This is a genomic window from Pseudomonadota bacterium (genome assembly GCA_026388215.1).
In the GTDB taxonomy this organism is placed as follows: Bacteria; Desulfobacterota; Syntrophorhabdia; order Syntrophorhabdales; family Syntrophorhabdaceae; genus JAPLKF01.
Genome location: JAPLKF010000036.1, coordinates 24,564 through 42,892, shown reverse-complemented (window position 1 = coordinate 42,892; position 18,329 = coordinate 24,564). Strand labels below are relative to the sequence as shown.

23 protein-coding genes and 1 pseudogene are annotated in these 18,329 nt (G+C 40.8%); 1 reads left to right on the top strand and 23 read right to left on the bottom strand.

Going from position 1 to position 18,329, the window contains the following annotated elements:
* Positions 1 to 816: flavodoxin family protein (locus tag NTU69_02980; GenBank protein MCX5802493.1), on the top strand; the 816-nt coding region annotated here is incomplete at its 5' end.
* Between the two features lie 480 nt (positions 817 to 1,296).
* Here the strand turns inward: NTU69_02980 and NTU69_02975 are convergent.
* The 23 genes and pseudogenes from NTU69_02975 to mtaB form a co-directional block, all read right to left on the bottom strand.
* On the bottom strand, positions 1,297 to 1,938 hold the full coding sequence (locus tag NTU69_02975) for a CBS domain-containing protein (GenBank protein MCX5802492.1): 642 nt from the start codon (positions 1,936 to 1,938) through the stop codon (positions 1,297 to 1,299).
* 91 nt (positions 1,939 to 2,029) lie between these two features.
* On the bottom strand, positions 2,030 to 2,515 hold the full coding sequence (locus tag NTU69_02970; protein ID MCX5802491.1) for an NYN domain-containing protein: 486 nt from the start codon (positions 2,513 to 2,515) through the stop codon (positions 2,030 to 2,032).
* Positions 2,516 to 2,620: 105 nt separating this feature from the next.
* The gene (locus NTU69_02965; GenBank protein MCX5802490.1) at positions 2,621 to 3,532 is read right to left on the bottom strand and encodes a branched-chain amino acid transaminase; all 912 of its coding nucleotides are present in this window, start codon (positions 3,530 to 3,532) and stop codon (positions 2,621 to 2,623) included.
* Entirely contained in the window at positions 3,519 to 3,953 is a 435-nt protein-coding gene (gene nusB / locus NTU69_02960) for a transcription antitermination factor NusB (GenBank protein ID MCX5802489.1), read from the bottom strand. Before nusB ends, NTU69_02965 begins: the two co-directional genes overlap by 14 nt.
* On the bottom strand, positions 3,926 to 4,414 hold the full coding sequence (ribE, locus tag NTU69_02955; protein MCX5802488.1) for a 6,7-dimethyl-8-ribityllumazine synthase: 489 nt from the start codon (positions 4,412 to 4,414) through the stop codon (positions 3,926 to 3,928). The genes nusB and ribE overlap by 28 nt, the downstream gene beginning before the upstream one ends.
* Before the next feature lie 9 nt (positions 4,415 to 4,423).
* Entirely contained in the window at positions 4,424 to 5,629 is a 1,206-nt protein-coding gene (locus tag NTU69_02950; protein MCX5802487.1) for a bifunctional 3,4-dihydroxy-2-butanone-4-phosphate synthase/GTP cyclohydrolase II, read from the bottom strand.
* Between the two features lie 3 nt (positions 5,630 to 5,632).
* A complete protein-coding gene (locus NTU69_02945) occupies positions 5,633 to 6,229 on the bottom strand; it encodes a riboflavin synthase (protein ID MCX5802486.1) in 597 nt (198 codons plus the stop codon).
* A gap of 31 nt (positions 6,230 to 6,260) precedes the next feature.
* Positions 6,261 to 7,364, bottom strand: a complete 1,104-nt coding sequence (gene ribD / locus NTU69_02940; protein ID MCX5802485.1) for a bifunctional diaminohydroxyphosphoribosylaminopyrimidine deaminase/5-amino-6-(5-phosphoribosylamino)uracil reductase RibD — start codon at positions 7,362 to 7,364, stop codon at positions 6,261 to 6,263.
* Positions 7,361 to 7,825, bottom strand: a complete 465-nt coding sequence (gene nrdR, locus NTU69_02935; protein MCX5802484.1) for a transcriptional regulator NrdR — start codon at positions 7,823 to 7,825, stop codon at positions 7,361 to 7,363. The genes ribD and nrdR overlap by 4 nt, the downstream gene beginning before the upstream one ends.
* 122 nt (positions 7,826 to 7,947) lie before the next feature.
* A pseudogene (locus NTU69_02930) lies at positions 7,948 to 8,391 on the bottom strand (cytidine/deoxycytidylate deaminase family protein).
* Entirely contained in the window at positions 8,388 to 9,635 is a 1,248-nt protein-coding gene (locus NTU69_02925) for a serine hydroxymethyltransferase (protein ID MCX5802483.1), read from the bottom strand. The pseudogene NTU69_02930 and the gene NTU69_02925 overlap by 4 nt, the downstream one beginning before the upstream one ends.
* A 3-nt stretch (positions 9,636 to 9,638) precedes the next feature.
* Positions 9,639 to 10,088 (bottom strand): ribose 5-phosphate isomerase B, encoded by a 450-nt coding sequence (gene rpiB / locus NTU69_02920; GenBank protein MCX5802482.1) that lies wholly within the window; start codon positions 10,086 to 10,088, stop codon positions 9,639 to 9,641.
* A complete protein-coding gene (gene fabF / locus NTU69_02915; protein ID MCX5802481.1) occupies positions 10,085 to 11,326 on the bottom strand; it encodes a beta-ketoacyl-ACP synthase II in 1,242 nt (413 codons plus the stop codon). The genes rpiB and fabF overlap by 4 nt, the downstream gene beginning before the upstream one ends.
* 14 nt (positions 11,327 to 11,340) lie before the next feature.
* A complete protein-coding gene (locus tag NTU69_02910; GenBank protein MCX5802480.1) occupies positions 11,341 to 11,583 on the bottom strand; it encodes an acyl carrier protein in 243 nt (80 codons plus the stop codon).
* Positions 11,584 to 11,625: 42 nt separating this feature from the next.
* On the bottom strand, positions 11,626 to 12,351 hold the full coding sequence (gene fabG, locus NTU69_02905; GenBank protein MCX5802479.1) for a 3-oxoacyl-[acyl-carrier-protein] reductase: 726 nt from the start codon (positions 12,349 to 12,351) through the stop codon (positions 11,626 to 11,628).
* 102 nt (positions 12,352 to 12,453) lie between these two features.
* Positions 12,454 to 13,392: an ACP S-malonyltransferase gene (gene fabD / locus NTU69_02900; protein MCX5802478.1), complete on the bottom strand. Its 939-nt coding sequence runs from the start codon at positions 13,390 to 13,392 to the stop codon at positions 12,454 to 12,456.
* A complete protein-coding gene (locus NTU69_02895) occupies positions 13,393 to 14,553 on the bottom strand; it encodes an acyl-CoA dehydrogenase family protein (GenBank protein MCX5802477.1) in 1,161 nt (386 codons plus the stop codon).
* 2 nt (positions 14,554 to 14,555) lie between these two features.
* Positions 14,556 to 15,563, bottom strand: a complete 1,008-nt coding sequence (gene plsX, locus NTU69_02890) for a phosphate acyltransferase PlsX (GenBank protein ID MCX5802476.1) — start codon at positions 15,561 to 15,563, stop codon at positions 14,556 to 14,558.
* Positions 15,564 to 15,570: 7 nt separating this feature from the next.
* On the bottom strand, positions 15,571 to 15,753 hold the full coding sequence (gene rpmF / locus NTU69_02885; GenBank protein ID MCX5802475.1) for a 50S ribosomal protein L32: 183 nt from the start codon (positions 15,751 to 15,753) through the stop codon (positions 15,571 to 15,573).
* A gap of 16 nt (positions 15,754 to 15,769) precedes the next feature.
* Positions 15,770 to 16,285, bottom strand: coding sequence for a DUF177 domain-containing protein (locus NTU69_02880; protein MCX5802474.1), 516 nt, complete (start codon positions 16,283 to 16,285; stop codon positions 15,770 to 15,772).
* 58 nt (positions 16,286 to 16,343) lie between these two features.
* On the bottom strand, positions 16,344 to 16,616 hold the full coding sequence (locus NTU69_02875; GenBank protein ID MCX5802473.1) for a DUF167 domain-containing protein: 273 nt from the start codon (positions 16,614 to 16,616) through the stop codon (positions 16,344 to 16,346).
* A 53-nt stretch (positions 16,617 to 16,669) separates the two neighbouring features.
* Positions 16,670 to 16,969: a YggT family protein gene (locus NTU69_02870; GenBank protein MCX5802472.1), complete on the bottom strand. Its 300-nt coding sequence runs from the start codon at positions 16,967 to 16,969 to the stop codon at positions 16,670 to 16,672.
* 78 nt (positions 16,970 to 17,047) lie between these two features.
* On the bottom strand, positions 17,048 to 18,319 hold the full coding sequence (gene mtaB / locus NTU69_02865; protein MCX5802471.1) for a tRNA (N(6)-L-threonylcarbamoyladenosine(37)-C(2))-methylthiotransferase MtaB: 1,272 nt from the start codon (positions 18,317 to 18,319) through the stop codon (positions 17,048 to 17,050).
* Positions 18,320 to 18,329 lie beyond the last annotated feature (10 nt).

The following is an 18,329-nucleotide window of genomic DNA, read 5'->3' as shown; positions in this document are numbered from 1 at the left end:
GGTTCTCCAAGAAAACTTGGGAACTGCGAAGTATTTGTCAAGGAGATATCGAGACACATTGAGCTTGATCATAAACTTCACCTTATAAGAATGCCGTCCCTTGAGATATTGCCGTGCAGGGCATGCTATGGATGCATAATGGATAAACCATGTCCAAACAAAGATGATATGGAATTTTTGCTAAACCATATTGTCCAATCAGATGCAATTATTGTTGCTTCACCTGTATATTTTCTTGGTGCCCATAGCATATTCAAGAGGATACTGGACAGAGGCCTTCTCTTTTATAATTTTATTGAAAATACTTACAGCAAACCATGTATCCTTGTAAATATTTATGGTGTTAAGGAGAGGGTAGGGGTAGCTCCTCACACTCTGATGAGCCTTGCATCCTTTCTCGGGCTTAATATAAAGGCGAGTTTAAACATGAGAGCCGCCTTGCCTGGGGAGATACTTACAGATGAAAGAAATATAGAAAAGGCAAAGAGGCTGGGAAAGATTCTTTTCTCCAGAGAAATGATCAAGAACAGATATGGTTGTCCTTTTTGTGGATGCGAAATTGTCAGGATGGAAAAGGGAAAATTCATCTGCACCCTCTGCCATGGCCATTTTTCAATCGATGAATATGGTAAAAGAATAAAAATAAAAGACGAGGGCATATTCGGCAGTCCAGAGCATATGCTCTTGCATAAGGAATGGCTGAGGGGCATGAAGAACAGGTTCCTTGAGAGAAGAAAGGAAATCCTGAAGAATACCATCAGGCATAAAGATATTGGTGAGTGGATTGAACCAGAAAGTCCAAGCAGTAGGCGGTAAGCGGTAGAGAGCCAGGAGAGGGGTCTGTCCTTGACGGCCTTGTTGCCCAAAGTTTTTGCTTCGTGAACATCACTGCCGGAAGAACCTTACGGTTCCTTCGAGCCGGGACTTGTTTCGTGAGTGCGACATCGAGTACGGCTTGGGTACCCACTTTGGCACGTCCGAGTGCTCCCGAGGGGACAATCCACGCTGTCTGAGGACAAAGTCCGAGTTCGTGGATTGAGCGAGGGCGGGTCATTAGTGGGTAAATCCCGCTATGGGCGGGATGAAGCCGCGCGCACACCCAGAGGGTACCCGGCAGCGAGGGAAACAGTGTTCCGGCAGACAATTTTGTTTGGGCAACAACCTGTTATGGCCGACCATTTTTTATGAAGAAATACATTTTGGCGGGACTACTGTCTGCTTCATACTTCTTACTCCCTACTCCATACTTTAAGCTTCCCTTTCTTCTTTCCGGTGATTGCTGAAGGCGGACAGCTTTTATGCAGAGAACTCCCTTAGGTCTACTGAGTATCCCATTTCTTTGAGCCCTGAAATTATAGGTGTAGCATCATCTGTATCGAGGTGGATGACAAGGTCCTTTTTTTCGAGATCAGCAGGAAACCAGAAGGTTTTTATCTTTGTGCCTGTTTTATTCACGTAGTCCAGAACCTTCTGTATCTCTTCTTTCTTTCCAGCCCCATATATAGTAATGCGTTTACCTATTTCTCCTATCCCCAGAAGGGGATTCAGGATTTTGTAAAAGACATCATTTGTGGTTAATATCCCCACCACCCTTTCTCCATCAACAACCGGAAGGGATCCAACCCGATTCTTCTGAGCAATTGCCACTGCCTTTTCTATAGTAGTATCGGCTGTTACCGTAACTACATCTGTTTTCATAATTTCCCTTACGGTTAGTTTTGACATAAGATAGAAGAGCTGCCGTTGATTATATGGAGTAGTTGATGAGGGACTTGCCTTTAAGATATTGTCTTTGGTTACAATACCTACCAGCTTCCCCTTGTCAACTATCGGAAGACGGCCAATTTTGTGAAGCTCCATGGTTCGCTCGGCGTCAAGGACATAGGTGTCGCTGGTTATTGTTATCACATTATGGGTCATTATATCTCGCACTAACATATTTTAGCCTCTCATATTGTTTTATTTATTAAATACTACGTGTTTTTTTAGCATACTATCAAGACCTGTTTTATATATGTGTCTTCTGAGATTATATTTTATCTATTGTTTTTTTAACCTTTCTTAATCTTTTTGGAAGCCTTCTCGGGTTTCCCTTTTTCTCAGTATCTCTTTCTTCTTCATCCGGATAATCCCCATCTATTGCTTCTTCCATTCTAAGAGGTGTGATAAACGCAACACTGTATTTTTTTGCTTCATCTATGATGGCACGGTCAGAACTAACCACAACAATTCCTGATCTCTTTTCCCGAATCCATCCCATAATAACATCATCTGCGGTTTCATGTTCCTTTGAATATACAACATTAATACCCTTATAGTTTTCTCTTTGTCTATTTAAGGAAAAGCTGTTATAGGCATCGAACACCACTGTTACTTTGACATTTCTCTGTTTCTTGTACTGCACCAATTTTTCAAGCAGATATCTTCTTTGTATATCAAGATTGGAGCCATCTTGCATGCCTGAAGACCTTATCCTGTGTAAATAGTTATATCCGTCGATAATGATGTGGGTCATGGTTTTTCAATAGTATGGTGATATTTGCAGAGAGCAGAGAGCAGAGGGCATAGAGTTTAAATCTTTGGCTCCAAGCTCTTAGCTCCATGCCCTATGCGAAATCAGTTACAGATACATGAGCCAATCTGCATATTCTTTATGCATGCCCCGTGCTACTTCAAAAAATTTCTTTTGAATCTTAAGGGTGACAGGCCCCGGTTTTCCTTCTCCAATCTTTCTGCTATCCACTTCTCTCACAGGTGTAACCTCTGCTGCAGTGCCTGTGAAAAAGACTTCATCCGCAATATAGAGTTCATCCCTTGTAAACCGCTCTTCTTTCACCTCAAACCCCATGTCAGATGCAATTTTAAGAACGGCGCTTCTTGTTATTCCCGGCAGTATTGATGTAAGGGGGGTTGTTTTTATCTTTCCCTTCTTTGCAATAAAAATATTTTCCCCGCTTGCCTCAGACACATAACCTTCTGTATCCAGCATAATTGCTTCATCATATCCTGCTGATATTGCCTCTCTCTTTGCTAAAATGGAATTTACATAGTGTCCACAGATCTTTCCCTTTGACATACAGGCATCTACATGGTTTCTTAAAAAGGAGGATACCTTTGCCCTTATACCATTTTTTAAACCTTCATCCCCGAGATATGCACCCCATACCCAGCTTATTATTGCCACCCTGACCTTAAAGTCCTTTACATAAAGACCCAACTGGCTATCCCCCATAAATGCAATGGGGCGTATGTAACATTCTTTAAAGCCATTGACCCTTACTATCTCCTTGCAAAGGTCTATTATCTCGCTCTTTTTGTATGGGATTTCTAACTGTACGATATGGGCAGAATCGAATAACCTGTCGATATGTTCCTTGAGCATAAATATGGCGCTTTTCCCATCATGGCATTCGTAGCATCTGATCCCTTCAAATGCACCAACACCATAGTGGAGTGTATGGGTGCACACATGAACATTTGCATCATTCCAGTTAATAAACTTTCCATCCATCCAGATCTTATCTGCTATCATTTTTTACCCTGTTCTCCTTTTCATAATAGTCTTTTAAAATTCTGTCCAAAACTCCATTGATAAAGTCTTTTGAGTTTTCATTGCCATACTTTTTACCTAACTCGATTGCCTCATCGATTGCAACCTTTGGAGGGACATCCGGAGAAAAAAGCATTTCAAATATGCTTAGTCTCAAGATATTCTTATCTACATAAGTAATTCTCCCAAGCCTCCAATGCTCAGATGTATCCTCTATATACCTGTCTATTGTCTCTTTTTCTTTTAAGACCCCTGATAATAAAAATTTTGTATAATCTACAACATCTGCATGATAAGGAAAGGTTTCACAATATTTAGTGAGAGCAAGTTCCGGGTTATCACCATTTGTTTCCATCTGATAAAGCATTCTTAAGGCTAACTCTCTTGCTTTACGTCTCCGCACAAGGCCTTTTCCTTTAAAAGATTTACCATTTCTATAACGGAGATTGCCGCATCATAACCTTTGTTTCCAGATTTAGTCCCTGCCCTCTCGATCGCCTGTTCGATATTTTCACTGGTGATGATACCAAAGGAGATAGGTTTTTCACTCTCAAGCGAAGCTTGAGCTATACCTTTTGCAACTTCGGATGCAATATAATGGAAATGAGATGTTCCCCCTTTTATTACTGTACCGAGACATATAATGCCATCAATGTCTCTCTTTTTCGCCAGGAGCTTGGCTATTAGTGGTATTTCAAAAGAACCGGGGACTTTGTATATATTAATCTGCCTGTCTTCCGCCCCGTGTCTTTTTAAGGCATCAATTGCTCCTTCGAGAAGTTTGTCAGTTATGAAGCTATTAAACCTGCTCACTACTATTGCAAACTTGAAACCTTTAGCGTTGAGCTTTCCCTCATATATCATATTTACTCCTTATATTTTATTGAGAATATGACCAAGCTTCTCCTGTTTGGTCTTAAGATAAGCAATGTTGTCTTTTGTGGGCGACATTTCAAGGGGTACCCTCTCAACTACTGTAAGACCATAACCTTCAAGTCCTTTTATCTTCCGTGGATTGTTTGTTAAAAGCCTCATCTTTCTCACGCCAAGGTCACTCAAGATCTGTGCACCAATACCATAGTCGCGCAGGTCAGGGGAGAACCCAAGGGCAATATTCGCCTCTACGGTATCTTTACCATTATCTTGAAGGGTATAAGCTTTAAGTTTATTTAGTAGCCCTATGCCCCTGCCTTCCTGTCTCATGTAAAGAAAAACACCTTGCTTTTCCTTCTCAATCATCTTCAGGGCAGTATGCAATTGTTCCCCGCAATCACACCTCATAGAGCCAAACACATCCCCCGTGAAGCACTCAGAATGAACCCTTACAAGCACAACATCTTCAGGTTTTATTTCACCCTTAACAAGTGCTATGTGCATTTCTTTATCCACGTCATTCTCGTAGCCGATTAACCTGAATTCCCCGCCGTATCTTGTTGGAATTTTTGTTTCCGCCACCCTCCTTACCAATTTTTCATTCTTCGTCTTATATTTAATCAGGTCTGCAATAGTTGCTATCTTGAGATTATGGCGCTCCGCAAAAATTTCAAGGTCTGGGAGCCGGGCCATAGTACCATCTTCTTTCATTATCTCACATATAACACCAGCAGGCTTAAGTCCTGCAAGTCTTGCCAGGTCCACAGAGGCTTCTGTATGACCAACCCTGAAAAGCACCCCGCCTTTTCTTGCCATGAGAGGAAATACGTGGCCTGGTCTTACAAGGTCATCGGGGGTTGTTTTTTCGTCTATTGCCACCTGTATTGTTTTTGCCCTGTCATGGGCAGAGATACCCGTTGTAACTCCTCTTTTTGCCTCTATTGAAACTGTAAAGGCAGTATTATATGGGGAAGTATTATCCTTAACCATTAAGGGAAGGTCTAATTCCCTTACCCTTTCTTCAGTGAGAGAAACGCATATAAGGCCGCAGGCATATCTCGCCATAAACGTTATGGCTTTAGGGGTAACCTTTTCGGCAGCTATCATGACATCGCCTTCGTTTTCTCTGTCCTCATCATCGATGATTATCACCATTTTGCCTTCTCGAGCGTCCTGGATAACATCCTCTATTTTTGAAATTGCCATTTCTTATTCCCCTTTTATAAACCCATGCTTATAAAGGAAATCAAGGTCTATCCCTTTATTCTTACCTTTTGTAATAAAATTCTCTACATATTTTCCGATTACATCCGTTTCAATATTTACCTTATCCCGTAAGTTTTTTTCACCTAAAGTGGTTTTGGATAACGTGTACGGGATTATGTTAACCGTAAATTTATTATCACTTTGCTCATTCACTGTCAAGCTTATTCCATCGATTGCAATTGACCCTTTCTTAACGATATATTTAGATATATCGGCGGGTACTTGAATTTCTAATCTTACTGAATCGCCTGACTGTTTCATCTCCACAATTGTGCCAATTCCATCCACATGTCCCATGACAATGTGTCCTCCGAATCTACCATCAGACTTCATTGCCCTCTCAATATTTACCCTGTCACCCGTCTTTTTTTCCTTGAACGTTGTTAAATTTAGAGTTTCAAGGGAGGCATCGACATAGAACATGTTTTTTGCTACCCTTTTAACAGTTAAGCATACCCCGTCTATTGAGATACTATCGCCTTCCCGGATATCATTAGGCATGACGGTTGTTTTTATAGAAAACTCCCATCTTCCGCTCATTTTGTTTATACTGACTATAGTTCCAATATTTTCAATAATTCCTGTGAACATAACCCTCTAAACATATATCTTCTTTAAACCTTTTCATAGCAGTAATGTCTATTCTGTATGCATCTTTTAAAAAATCTACACCCCTGCCGCCTATGAGGCTTAAGGCGCCCTTGCCGCCGATTAACATCGGGGCATAGAATAGAAGAATCTTATCTAAAAAACCTTCTTTTAAAAGACCGCTGTTTATCTCCCCGCCTCCCTCAACAAGAACACCCACAATCTCTCTTTTATATAATTCTTCATTTACATGTTTTAATGATACCCTTCCATTCTCATCCTTGGGGATCCTGATAATCTCCAGACCCATAGATTTAAGTTTTGCTTCTTTATCGATTCTGGAATCTTCAGAGGTAAATATCCATGTTTTATATTTCTCAGAGGTCTTCACAACGTCACATGTAAGCGGTATTCTTAGCTTCGAATCAAGTATAATTCGAACAGGGTGCTTTTTGGGTCTTAAAACCTTTGGAATAAGTAGCGGATTATCCAGTATCACAGTATTAATTCCAACCATTATCCCATCCATTTCCGACCTCAATTTATTTACATATCTTCTTGACTCCTCATTTGATATCCATTTTGAATCACAGGTTTTTGTTGCTATTTTCCCGTCAAGGCTTACCGCTGCTTTCATTACAAAAAAGGGTCTTTTTTTCTCCATATAAACTATAAAGGCTTCATTCAATCTTCTCGCTTCTTTCTCAAGGAGGCCAACCTTTACATCTATTCCCGCTTTCTTTAACGCCTCAATACCTTTTCCATTTACACTGGGGTTCGGATCGAGCATGGAGATTATTACCTTTTTTATCCCTGCCTTTATTATTGTGTGTATACAGGGGGGTGTTCTCCCGACGTGAACACAGGGTTCCAGGTTTACATAAAGCGTGGAACCTCTCGCTTCTTCCTTTGCCTCGTTTATTGCAATGATCTCAGCGTGGGGAAGTCCTGCCTTTTTATGATACCCCTTCCCGACAATACGTTTCCCCTTAACCAGAATTGCACCAACCATTGGGTTGGGAGATGTTGAACCAAGCCCTCTCCGTGCGAGAGAAAGAACCATGCGCATGTATTGTTCTTCTTTCACTCTTCACCCTTTTTTAAGAGAAGGTTTTTCAATTCCTCCATGAATTCGTTGATGTCCCTGAATTGCCTGTAAACCGATGCAAACCGTACATATGCAATTTCATCAAGCTTTCTTAGTTCTTCCATCACCATTTCCCCAACCTCAGAAGCCTTGATTTCTCTTTCACCTTTCTCCAAAAGATTATATTCAATTCTCGAAACGATTTTTTCAAGATTTGTAATACTTATGGGTCTCTTCTCACACGCCTTCTTTAACCCGCTTAAGATCTTTGTTCTATCAAATACCTCTCTTCTGTCATCCTTTTTTATTACTAAGGGGAGCCCCTCTTCGAGCCTTTCTGCTGTAGTAAATCTCTTTCCGCACTTGAGACATTCTCTACGTCTCCTTATAGTATCCATCTCCTTACTCATCCTCGAATCAAGCACTTTACTCTCTAAATAATCACAGAAAGGACATTTCATGGCTTCGAATGAAGTTTCGAGTTTCGAGTTTTAAGTTTTGAGTTTTTAGACCCCGAACCCCCTGACCTCGTTCTGCGAAGCAGGGCAGGCCGAACCCCGAACTCTGAATGCTCATTGATTTTAACTTTGTGTAGAACAATACCTGATTCGCGAACAAGTTCAGAGGCAAGGTTATCCGGATAACCATCAAGATAAAATACCCTTGATATTCCTGCATTGATAATCATTTTTATACATATAGAGCAGGGCAGATGGGTGGAATAGAGCTGGGCACCATCTATCGATACACCATGGTATGCGGCTTGTATAATTGCATTTTGTTCCGCATGAAGCCCCCTGCATAGCTCATGCCTTTCACCTGATGCCACGTTCAACGTCTGTCTCAGGCATCCTCTATCCATGCAGTGCTTTAAATTTATTGGCGCACCGTTATAGCCTGTAGAGAGTATTCTTTTGTCCTTAACGATTAAAGCCCCCACATTCCTCCTTATACAGGTAGACCTTTTTGAAACAATTTTTGCTATTTCCATGAAATAGGAATCCCAATCCGGTCGGCATGTTTTCATATCTTGTATATATGAGAATAAAAAAGAAATTTCTTACATAACGCCTTCGCTTTTTCTTTGATATCAGAATGTAATCTTTCGTCCTCAAGGGATTTTAAAACTTTATCTATTAGTTCAGAAATCACATCCATTTCTCTCTCTTTCATGCCCCGTGTAGTAACTGCCGGAGTCCCTATTCTTATACCGCTTGTAACGCTTGGGCCTTTGCTGTCAAAGGGTATAAGATTTTTATTGACCATGATACCACTTTCTTCAAGTGCTTCCTGAGCTTCCTTTCCGGTTATCCCTTTATTCGAGAGATCGATAAGAAAGAGGTGGTTATCCGTACCTCCAGAAACTATCCTGTAACCACGTTTTTCCATGCAACTGCATAGATATTTTGCATTCGCAATGATCTGCCTTTGATATTGTTTAAACTCTTCGCTCATTGCTTTTTTCAGTGCAACGGCCTTAGCCGCAATTACATGCATAAGTGGACCACCCTGTGTTCCTGGAAATATAGCCTGATCAATGATTTTTGCAAACTCTTTTTTACAGAGAATTATACCCCCTCGTGGACCGCGGAGGGTTTTGTGGGTTGTTGTTGTTACAAAGTGGGCAAATTCCATGGGGCTTGGGTGGCATCCTGCAGCCACAAGACCTGCAATGTGAGCCATATCTACCATTAGATAAGCACCCACCTCATCTGCAATCTCTCTAAATCTCTTAAAGTCTATAGTCCTTGAATATGCACTTGCTCCTGCTATAATCAATTTTGGTTTTTCTTTTAAAGCGATGCTTCTGATTTCATCATAATCCAGCATTTCATCTTTTGCCGATACTTTGTAACCAATAGACTTATATAATTTTCCAGAAAAACTCACATTGGAACCGTGTGTCAGGTGACCCCCATGGGCTATATCCATCCCGAGTATTTTATCTCCTATATTGAGGACAGCATAAAATACAGCCATATTCGCAGCAGAGCCGGAATGAGGTTGAACATTTGCGTGTTCTGCTTTAAATAATGCTTTTGCCCTCTCTATTGCTATAGTCTCGATTTCATCGAGATATCTACAGCCGCTATAGTATCTCTTTGCTGGATAACCCTCTGCATATTTGTTTGTTAATACACAGCCTTGTACCTCGAGTATTTCTTCATCCACATAGTTTTCAGATGCGATAAGTATAAGGCTGTATTCTTCCCTCTCTATCTCGTGTCTGATAAGCTCGGAGATTTCTCTATCTTTATCTTTCATATTCATACTTTAATTTAAATGTTTGTTTTCCCACTGTTCTATTTTTTCTATCCTTCTCTTGTGTCTTCCCCCGTCGAATGGAGTATCAAGCCAGACCTTAACAATCTCTTCTGCAAGCCCTTTTCCTGTTACTCTGCCTCCAAGTACAAGAATGTTTGCATCAATATGTTTTCTGCTCTGTATGGCAGTATAGAGGTCATATACAAGTGCTGCCCTTATGCCTCTAACCTTATTTGCCGTGATACTCATGCCTACACCTGTTCCACAGATAAGAATGCCTCTTTCTACTTCCCCATCTGATACAAGTTTTGCCACCTTTATGCCAAAATCCGGGTAATCTACTGATGCATCGGTTTCTGTTCCGGCATCAATTAAATGGTAATCTTTTTCTTTTAATTTCTGCTTCAAGTATTCCTTTAATTCATACCCTACGTGGTCTGATCCAATAGCGATCTTCAAGATCTGAATCTCCTGAATACAAGTGTACAATTTGTTCCTCCAAATCCAAAAGCATTTGACATTGCAACATTTATTTTGTGGCTCCGTGCTTTATTGGGCACATAATCAAGGTTACATTCGGGGTCAGGGTTTTCATAGTTGATCGTTGGGGGGCAGATTTGATCCCTTATACTCAGGATGGTAAATATGGCTTCTATCGCACCTGCTGCCCCTAATAGATGACCTGTCATGGATTTTGTTGAACTTACAGGTATCTTGTAGGCCCGTTCTTTAAAAACTTCCTTTACAGCAATTGTCTCAACACGATCATTCAGTTCAGTAGATGTCCCATGAGCATTGATGTAATCCACATCTTCTGTTGATAATTGGGCATCCTTTAGTGCCATTCTCATGCACCGTATAAAGCCATCCCCATCCGGGCAGGGCGCACTAATGTGATATGCATCACTATTGTACCCATAACCTACTATCTCTGCATAGATCTTCGTACCCCTTTTGAGTGCATGCTCGAGTTCTTCCAGGATGATTATCCCGGCCCCTTCTGCCACAACAAACCCATCTCTATCCCTCTCGAAAGGCCTGGAGGCTTTCTCAGGCTCATCGTTTCTTCTGGAAAGCGCTTTCATTGCATTAAAACCACCAACGGTAAGGGGGGTCAGGTTTGCTTCGCATCCTCCTGCCAACATTACATCTGCATCACCATACTGGATGACCCTATATGCATCTCCAATGGAATGTGCTCCCGTAGCACAGGCGGTTACAATACATAGATTGGGCCCTTTAATCCCATATTGAATGGCTATATGACCCGGCGCTTCATTGGCTATAAGCATGGGGATAAAAAAAGGTGTTATCCTGCCAGGTCCCCTTTCCAGAAGGACACTGTGGTATTTTTCAAGTGTTGGGAGTCCGCCAAGCCCGGTTCCGACAATTACTCCTACCCTCTCGGCATCTTCCCTCGACATATCGAGACCTGCATCGTCCATTGCAATCTTTGTAGCGCCGAGGGCATAATGGATAAAAAGATCCATCTTTTTGACCTCTTTGTGAGATATGTAATCTTCGGGGTTAAACCCTTTAATCTCACCTGCGAACTTTGTTTCGAACTGGGATGTATCAAACCTTGTTATCGCCGAAATACCCGATTTACCATTCAGTATGTTATCCCATACATTGTCTATTCCTATACCAAGAGGTGTAACAAGACCAACACCGGTGACAACGACCCTTCTCTTCAACGCTTTCCACCTCTCTACTTTTTCTCAGCCAAATGTTCTTCTATATACTTTATTGCATCACCCACAGTCTCTATTTTCTCTGCGTCTTCATCAGGAATTTCAATACCGTATTCATCTTCCAGTGCCATAATAAGCTCCACAATATCAAGCGAATCCGCTCCAAGGTCGTCAATAAACTTTGCTTCTGGAATTACCTCAGACTCACTAACCCCAAGCTGATCTACTATCATCTTCTTTACCTTTTCAACAACTGTCATCTAACTACCTCCTCATTTTTTATAGGGGAAATACCCCAAACATTACATATATAAACCTCCATTAACATTTATCACCTCTCCAGTCACATAACCTCCATACTCTGAAAGAAGGAAATATACCACATGGGCAACATCTAATGGTTTCCCAAACCTCTTTAAAGGGATTGCCTTAAACATTTCTTCCCTGGTTTTATCATCTAACGATTCTGTCATTTTTGTCTTTATGTATCCAGGGGCAATAGCATTTGCCCTTATACCTCTTTCCCCATATTCTTTTGCAATACTCTTTGTAAAACCAATAAGGCCCGCTTTGCTTGCAGCATAGTTTGATTGACCTGCATTGCCCATTATTCCGGTAATTGACGAGATACTTACTATATTGCCACCTGTTTTTAACATATGCTTAATAACAGCCCTTGTGCAGTTAAATGCACTTTTCAAATTTACCTGAATGACCCTATCCCAATCTTCTTCTTTCATTCTCACCAGCAATTTATCTATTGCAATACCGGCGTTATTTACAAGATTATCAATTCTCCCCATCTTTCTCATAACGCCTTCTACAGCCTCCTCGACAGCATGAAAATCTGTTACATCAACATGGAAAAACTCTGCCCTTCCGCCTTTCTTTATAATTTCACTTATTACATCGCTTCCATCAATAATATCGAATATTGCAATATCTCCGCCCTTATCTGCTAAAAACTCTGCTATACCTCTTCCTATCCCTTGAGAACCGCCTGTAATTATTGTAACAGTACCGTTCATCTTAAAACCCCGTTCGGTATTTCGCATTGCGATGCCTTACCGAAGGACGAAGGACGATCATTCCCCCCACCCACAAGTGGGTACCCGCGTCTATCAACTTATTCATGTCAGAATATCCTTTAATGATTCAATGTCTTTCATCTCTTCTATACTGTAGCACGGGACATTAGGTTCTATCCTCTTTATCAGGTTCGTAAGCACCTTTTGTGGACCAACTTCAAGGAATATCTCCACACCCTCTTTTGTCATTCTCCTGACACACATTTCCCACAAAACAGGCGAAAACATCTGTCTGTAAAGTTTATCAAGGGCCTGATCCTTTTCTTGCCCCGGGGTCGCGTCCACATTCGATACAACAGGTATACGCATATCTCCTTTTAGAGTCTTATTCAACTCGTCCTTCAATTTTTCTGCTGCCTCTTTCATAAGAGGACTATGAAACGGGCCTGAAACATTTAAAAAGATAGCCTTTTTATATCCTATACCCTTTAGCTTATCCACACTTTCCTTTAATGCATCAATATTGCCTGATAAAACGACCTGTTCAGGGGAGTTTAAATTTGCAGGAACAGCAACATAATCATTGTGAGACACCTCTTTTAAAACAGGTTCCACCTTTTTCATATCTGCTCCGATTAGTGCTACCATACCACCTCTGCCCTTTGGGCACGATTCTTCCATGAGCAACCCTCTTTTTCTTGTGATCCTTAGTGCATCTTCAAAATTAAAAAAGCCGCTTACAAGCAGTGCAGTGTATTCGCCGAGGCTATGTCCTGAAGCGAGATATGGTTCAATGTCCATTTCTTTTTTTAATACATGCCAGATAACGTAGCTTACAAGCAACACTGCTGGTTGTGTGTTGTAGGTCTGCCTCAATTCATCTTCTGGCCCGTTAAAACATAGGTTTGTGATAGAAAAACCAAGTGTTGCATCGGCTGTATTGAACAACCCTTTCACATCATCAAAACGGTCGTGAAGCTTTTTCCCCATGCCGACATATTGAGAACCCTGGCCGGGGAAAACAATGCCTATCTTTTTCATTTATCTCCTCTTCGATGCAGCTTCCCTGACGAGCTCAAGGGCAATGACATTTCTCTGAATCTGGTTTGTTCCTTCATATATCTGGAGTATCTTTGCATCCCTCATCATCTTTTCCACAGGATAATCCCTCATATATCCATATCCTCCCAGAATCTGGATTGCATCAATGGTCACCTTCATGGCCGTATCACTAGGAAATACCTTGCTCATGGCAGAAACCTTGGAAAAATCTTTTCCACCACTGTCTACATAGCGGGCTACTGCATAGACAAGGGCACGGGCAGCCTCAATCTGCGTTGCCATATCTGCAAGCATGTGTTGTATTGCTTGAAAAGAGATAATCTTCTTTTCAAACTGTTCCCTTTCCCTTGCATAGTTAATGGCAGCCTCAAGAGCACCCTGGGCCACTCCCACTGCCTGAGCACCAATACCCGGCCTTGTCCTGTCGAAGGTCCTCATGGCTAAAATAAAACCCATGCCTTCTCTACCTATAACATTTTTTTTGGGAACTTTGCAATCCTGAAATATGAGCTCCCTTGTTGCAGAAGCTCTAATACCAAGCTTTTTCTCCTTTTTGCCAAAGGAAAAGCCCTCCATCCCTTTTTCTAATATGAACGCTGTTGCACCCCTTCCGCCCTTACTCCTGTCAGTCTTTGCAATCACAGTATATATTTCAGCCTCGCCACCATTTGTAATCCATTGTTTTGTGCCATTCAGAATGTATTCATCACCCAATTTTTTGGCCTCTGTCCTGATACCCTGAGCATCACTGCCGGCGTTTGGTTCAGTAAGGGCAAAGGCTGCAAGTCTTTTGCCGCTCGCTATATCGGTAAGGTATTTTTTCTTCAGTTCTTCTGAACCGCCGAGTAAGATAGGATGTGCCCCGAGAAGACTTGCCGCATAACTCACAGAAACACCAAGACATGCCCTGCTTAATTCCTCAACAACTATACAGTTTTCAAAGCATCCCCCGCCCATTCCTCCGTATGCTTCGGGTATGCTCACACCAAAAAGGCCTGTCTCTGCACATATTTTCATTATACCCCAGGGGAATTCCTCATTTTCATCAAGCTCTGCCCTGATCGGGACTATCCTTTCCTCTGCAATCCTGCGAGCCAGTGCCTGAATGTGTTTCTGGTCTTCTGTAATAAAATAGTCCATGTCTATTTCTCCTTTGTCCTCTCAACCGATTGATAACTTTGCATTCCCTCTTTAATAGCCTCATTTAAATTTTTCTCAATGAAACTTTTTGCTAATGCTATTGCGTTTTTTATAGCCCTTTCATTGGATTTACCATGACATATGATACAGATACCATCTACCCCTAAAAGAGGTGCTCCACCATATTCTGAGTAGTCCATCTTTCTCGCAAGCTCTTCAAAGGTATCTTTCAAAAGTAAATACCCCATCTTCCTCCTGAAACTCTTGCGAATGTTCTCCTTAAGAAAGGTGTTTAGAATTTCTGCTACCCCTTCGCTTACCTTCACTACCACATTGCCCACAAAACCGTCACTAACAACCACATCCGCATTCCCATTATACATGTCTGTGCCCTCAACATAACCAATATAATTGAGGTTTAATGTCTTGATGATAGCATGAACCTCCCTTGTCAGTTCGTTCCCCTTTGTTTCTTCCTCGGCATTGCTTAAAAGGCCAATCCTGGGTCTATCTATCCCGAGGATGCATCGCGCGAATGCATTACCCATGACGGCGAATTGAACAAGATGCATAGATTTGCAGTCCACATTGCCACCTGCATCTAAAAGTATTGATATACTGCCCTTTATATTTGGATGTAGAGTTGCAATTGCCGGTCTGTCAACCAGCGGCAATCTTCCCAGGGTAAAGATTGCAAAGGCCATTGCTGCACCGGAATTGCCAGCAGTAACAACGGCCTGAACATCTTTAGCTTTAAGTAATTCAAAGGCTTTATTTATAGAAGAATCCCTTTTTCTTCTCAGGGCACTTGAGGGAGTATCGTCCATCTCCACATATACGGGGGTATGAACAATCTCTATACCATCTATATTATTTATCAGGGGTTTTATAGCGTTTTCATCACCTACGAGAACTACATCTGCTATCTTTTTTTTACATGCAGATTCTGCTCCCAATACCACGACATTGGGTGCAAAATCCCCCCCCATACCATCTACCGCTATCTTCACCATTATGTTAAGTTTCCTCTATCTCCAAATACTTTTTGCCCTTGTACATCCCGCATTTGGGACACACAATATGAGGTAACTTGGGTTCTTTACAGTTTGGGCAGAGAACAACATTTAAAGGTGTTGCCTTGTAATGGGTCCTTCTTTTGTCTCTTTTAGATTTTGTGGTTTTTCTCTTTGGAACAGCCATATCAGTCTCTCCTTACTTAAGTTAAAAAAGATTTTAATTTTTCTCCCAGCAATGTGTCAGAAACCTTATTGCAATTACACTCTTCGTAATTTTTGTTTTTTCTACAAACATCACAAAGTCCCTTGCATTCCTCTTTACAAATGGGTCTCATAGGTATATTCAGTACTACCTCGTCATATACAAATGGGTCTAAATCTATCTCATCTCCTTCATAATAATATACATCCATATCATTGTCTTTTAGTTCAAGTTCAGATACATGAGGGGTGGGAACCCTTGGTGCGAGCTCTATATCAAGATTTACATTCATTGGTAAGGTGAATTCATCCAGACATTTTACGCAGGTCATGGTCAGTGTGCAGCTAATCGGACCTTCCACAGTTACGAGGTCTTCAATCTTTTTAATAGTAAGCTCATAACTTACCGGTGAAAGAGAAACAAATTCATTTTCGTCGGTTCTTGTAAACTGTGAACTCTCCATATTGCCCCTTACCACTAATTTATCTTCAATCGCTGAAATTTTGATAATCAATGTTGCCTTCTTTTGAGTTTGATAATATAATGGGTTTGACCTTTGGTTGTCAAGCAAATTAACTTGTTGTAACCCTTGCCTTTTCTTTCAAAAAAGCATTTAATGTCTCCTCATCAACAGGTATGAAAACCAACTTTTTCTTATCCTTTTTTCCCCTTAAAATCTTTATTTCAGACTTTTTGACAGAAAATAGACTTGCAAGGTATTCAATAAGTTCTTCATTTGCTTTACCGCCCCGGGGCAGAGATGTGAGTTTCACTTTCCACCCGGAATCTTCTCTCTTTATCTCTTTCTTTTTTGCGTTTGTTATGACCCTTATCTCGATATTCATATTAACGTCAGGGATAAGCTATATCCTGTACCCTACACCCTATACCCTAAATTTTATCCCATCCTCATCCCGATATCAAAAAGCGTTCTGATAAGGAATTTCTGAAGGAATATAATAAAAATCAGGAGTATAAATGGGGAAATATCTATCATGCCTATCCTTGTGGGAAATAATCTTGAAATCCTGTATGTTATAGGGTCTACCAGTCCATATATAATCCTGACAAGGGGATTATAGGGATTGGGTCTAATCCATGAGAGAATAGCCCTTATAATAATTACCCACAGGTATATCTCAAGTAAAATATTCAATACATAAGCTATACTTGTAAGAAGGTTCCCGTAAATAAACATAAACCCCCTTGCTTTAAATAAGCAGTATGCAGTATGGAGTAAGCAGTGAAAAACCACCTACTGCCTACTGTCTACTCCTTACTGTCTGCTGACTTCTCCTATTACCATATTATCACGTATCCCTTTTATTGTAACCTCGGTCAGATTGTTTTCAAGACCTTTTTTATAAGGTATGTAAATAGGAATATAATTATCAGTATACCCCCTCATAAAAAGACCCTTATATACTTTTCCTTCAGGGATAATCCATGCCTTCTTGCCTATGAATCGATTGTAGAATACCTTTCTTTTGTTTATATCAAGTTTCTTAAGCCTGTGGGCCCTTTCTTTTTTTATAGATTCCGGCACATCATCTTCCATAGATGATGAAATAGCCCCCTTTCTAACGGAATATGGAAAAATATGGAGATAATAGATATCAATTGTATCCAGGAGTCTATATGTTTCCAGGAATGCATCCTCATCTTCCGTTGGAAAACCTACCATAACATCCATGCCTATCCCGATATCCTCTATGCCCTTTTTCAGCATTTCCACGGTATCCATTATAAATGCTTTCGAATATTTCCTTCCCATTGTCTCGAGTATCCTATCAGATCCGCTCTGTAAGGGTATGTGCAGGCTTTTAGTAATCTTTTTGGAGTGTGCAATAGTTTTCATGAACTCCCTATCGATGTATAGGGGGTCGATTGAACTGATCCGTATCCGTTGTGGCGTATCGCTCTTTTCAAGTAAATTCAGAAGCCCCTTTAAATCCATACCTGTTGTTAAATCCTTGTATGAAGATATTTCAATACCAGTAAGAACAACCTCTTTTATGCCCCTCTCTTTCAGGAGTTTCATCACCTCTATAATCTCTGATATGGGCCTGTTTCTCGATTTTCCTCTTGCATATGGGACGATACAATAACTGCAAAACTTATCACAGCCATCCTGTATCTTGAAGAAAAATCTTGTTCTGCCCTCTGGAAGACCATTAATTATACTTTCTTCCATAGGAAATGCCCTTGTACTTTTCACAAAACATCCTTCTTTATTTAAGAATCTTTCGATATGAAATTTATCATTTTGCCCCAGTATAATATCTGCACCAAATGCTTTATCTGGATAGACTTGAGCATGGCAGCCTGCGAGGATTATTTTTGCCTTTTCGTTTATACTCCTGCCCCGGTTTATGAACCTCTTTATGTCCCGTTCTGCTCCAGCCGTTAATGTACAGGCGTTTATAATGATAAAATCGGCATAGGGCAAGGGGCATAGAGTAAGACCTTCTTTCTGGAGTTTGTTTGAGATTATATATGAATCCCACTGGTTTGCCTTACAACCTGTTGTGTGTATGAAGAATTTCATATTAAAATCA

Bases quoted from the DNA above. Each gene is read 5' to 3' on its own strand.
- NTU69_02870 (MCX5802472.1), bottom strand. From the start codon at position 16,969: ATGTTTATTTACGGGAACCTTCTTACAAGTATAGCTTATGTATTGAAT.
- fabG (MCX5802479.1), bottom strand. From the start codon at position 12,351: ATGAACGGTACTGTTACAATAATTACAGGCGGTTCTCAAGGGATAGGA.
- NTU69_02965 (MCX5802490.1), bottom strand. From the start codon at position 3,532: ATGATAGCAGATAAGATCTGGATGGATGGAAAGTTTATTAACTGGAAT.
- mtaB (MCX5802471.1), bottom strand. From the start codon at position 18,319: ATGAAATTCTTCATACACACAACAGGTTGTAAGGCAAACCAGTGGGAT.
- NTU69_02925 (MCX5802483.1), bottom strand. From the start codon at position 9,635: ATGAATATGAAAGATAAAGATAGAGAAATCTCCGAGCTTATCAGACAC.
- NTU69_02975 (MCX5802492.1), bottom strand. From the start codon at position 1,938: ATGTTAGTGCGAGATATAATGACCCATAATGTGATAACAATAACCAGC.
- fabD (MCX5802478.1), bottom strand. From the start codon at position 13,392: ATGAAAAAGATAGGCATTGTTTTCCCCGGCCAGGGTTCTCAATATGTC.
- NTU69_02875 (MCX5802473.1), bottom strand. From the start codon at position 16,616: ATGAATATCGAGATAAGGGTCATAACAAACGCAAAAAAGAAAGAGATA.
- NTU69_02950 (MCX5802487.1), bottom strand. From the start codon at position 5,629: ATGGCAATTTCAAAAATAGAGGATGTTATCCAGGACGCTCGAGAAGGC.
- ribE (MCX5802488.1), bottom strand. From the start codon at position 4,414: ATGATATATGAGGGAAAGCTCAACGCTAAAGGTTTCAAGTTTGCAATA.
- NTU69_02970 (MCX5802491.1), bottom strand. From the start codon at position 2,515: ATGACCCACATCATTATCGACGGATATAACTATTTACACAGGATAAGG.
- NTU69_02895 (MCX5802477.1), bottom strand. From the start codon at position 14,553: ATGGACTATTTTATTACAGAAGACCAGAAACACATTCAGGCACTGGCT.
- nrdR (MCX5802484.1), bottom strand. From the start codon at position 7,825: ATGAAATGTCCTTTCTGTGATTATTTAGAGAGTAAAGTGCTTGATTCG.
- NTU69_02945 (MCX5802486.1), bottom strand. From the start codon at position 6,229: ATGAGCGGAAGATGGGAGTTTTCTATAAAAACAACCGTCATGCCTAAT.
- rpmF (MCX5802475.1), bottom strand. From the start codon at position 15,753: ATGGCTGTTCCAAAGAGAAAAACCACAAAATCTAAAAGAGACAAAAGA.
- NTU69_02910 (MCX5802480.1), bottom strand. From the start codon at position 11,583: ATGACAGTTGTTGAAAAGGTAAAGAAGATGATAGTAGATCAGCTTGGG.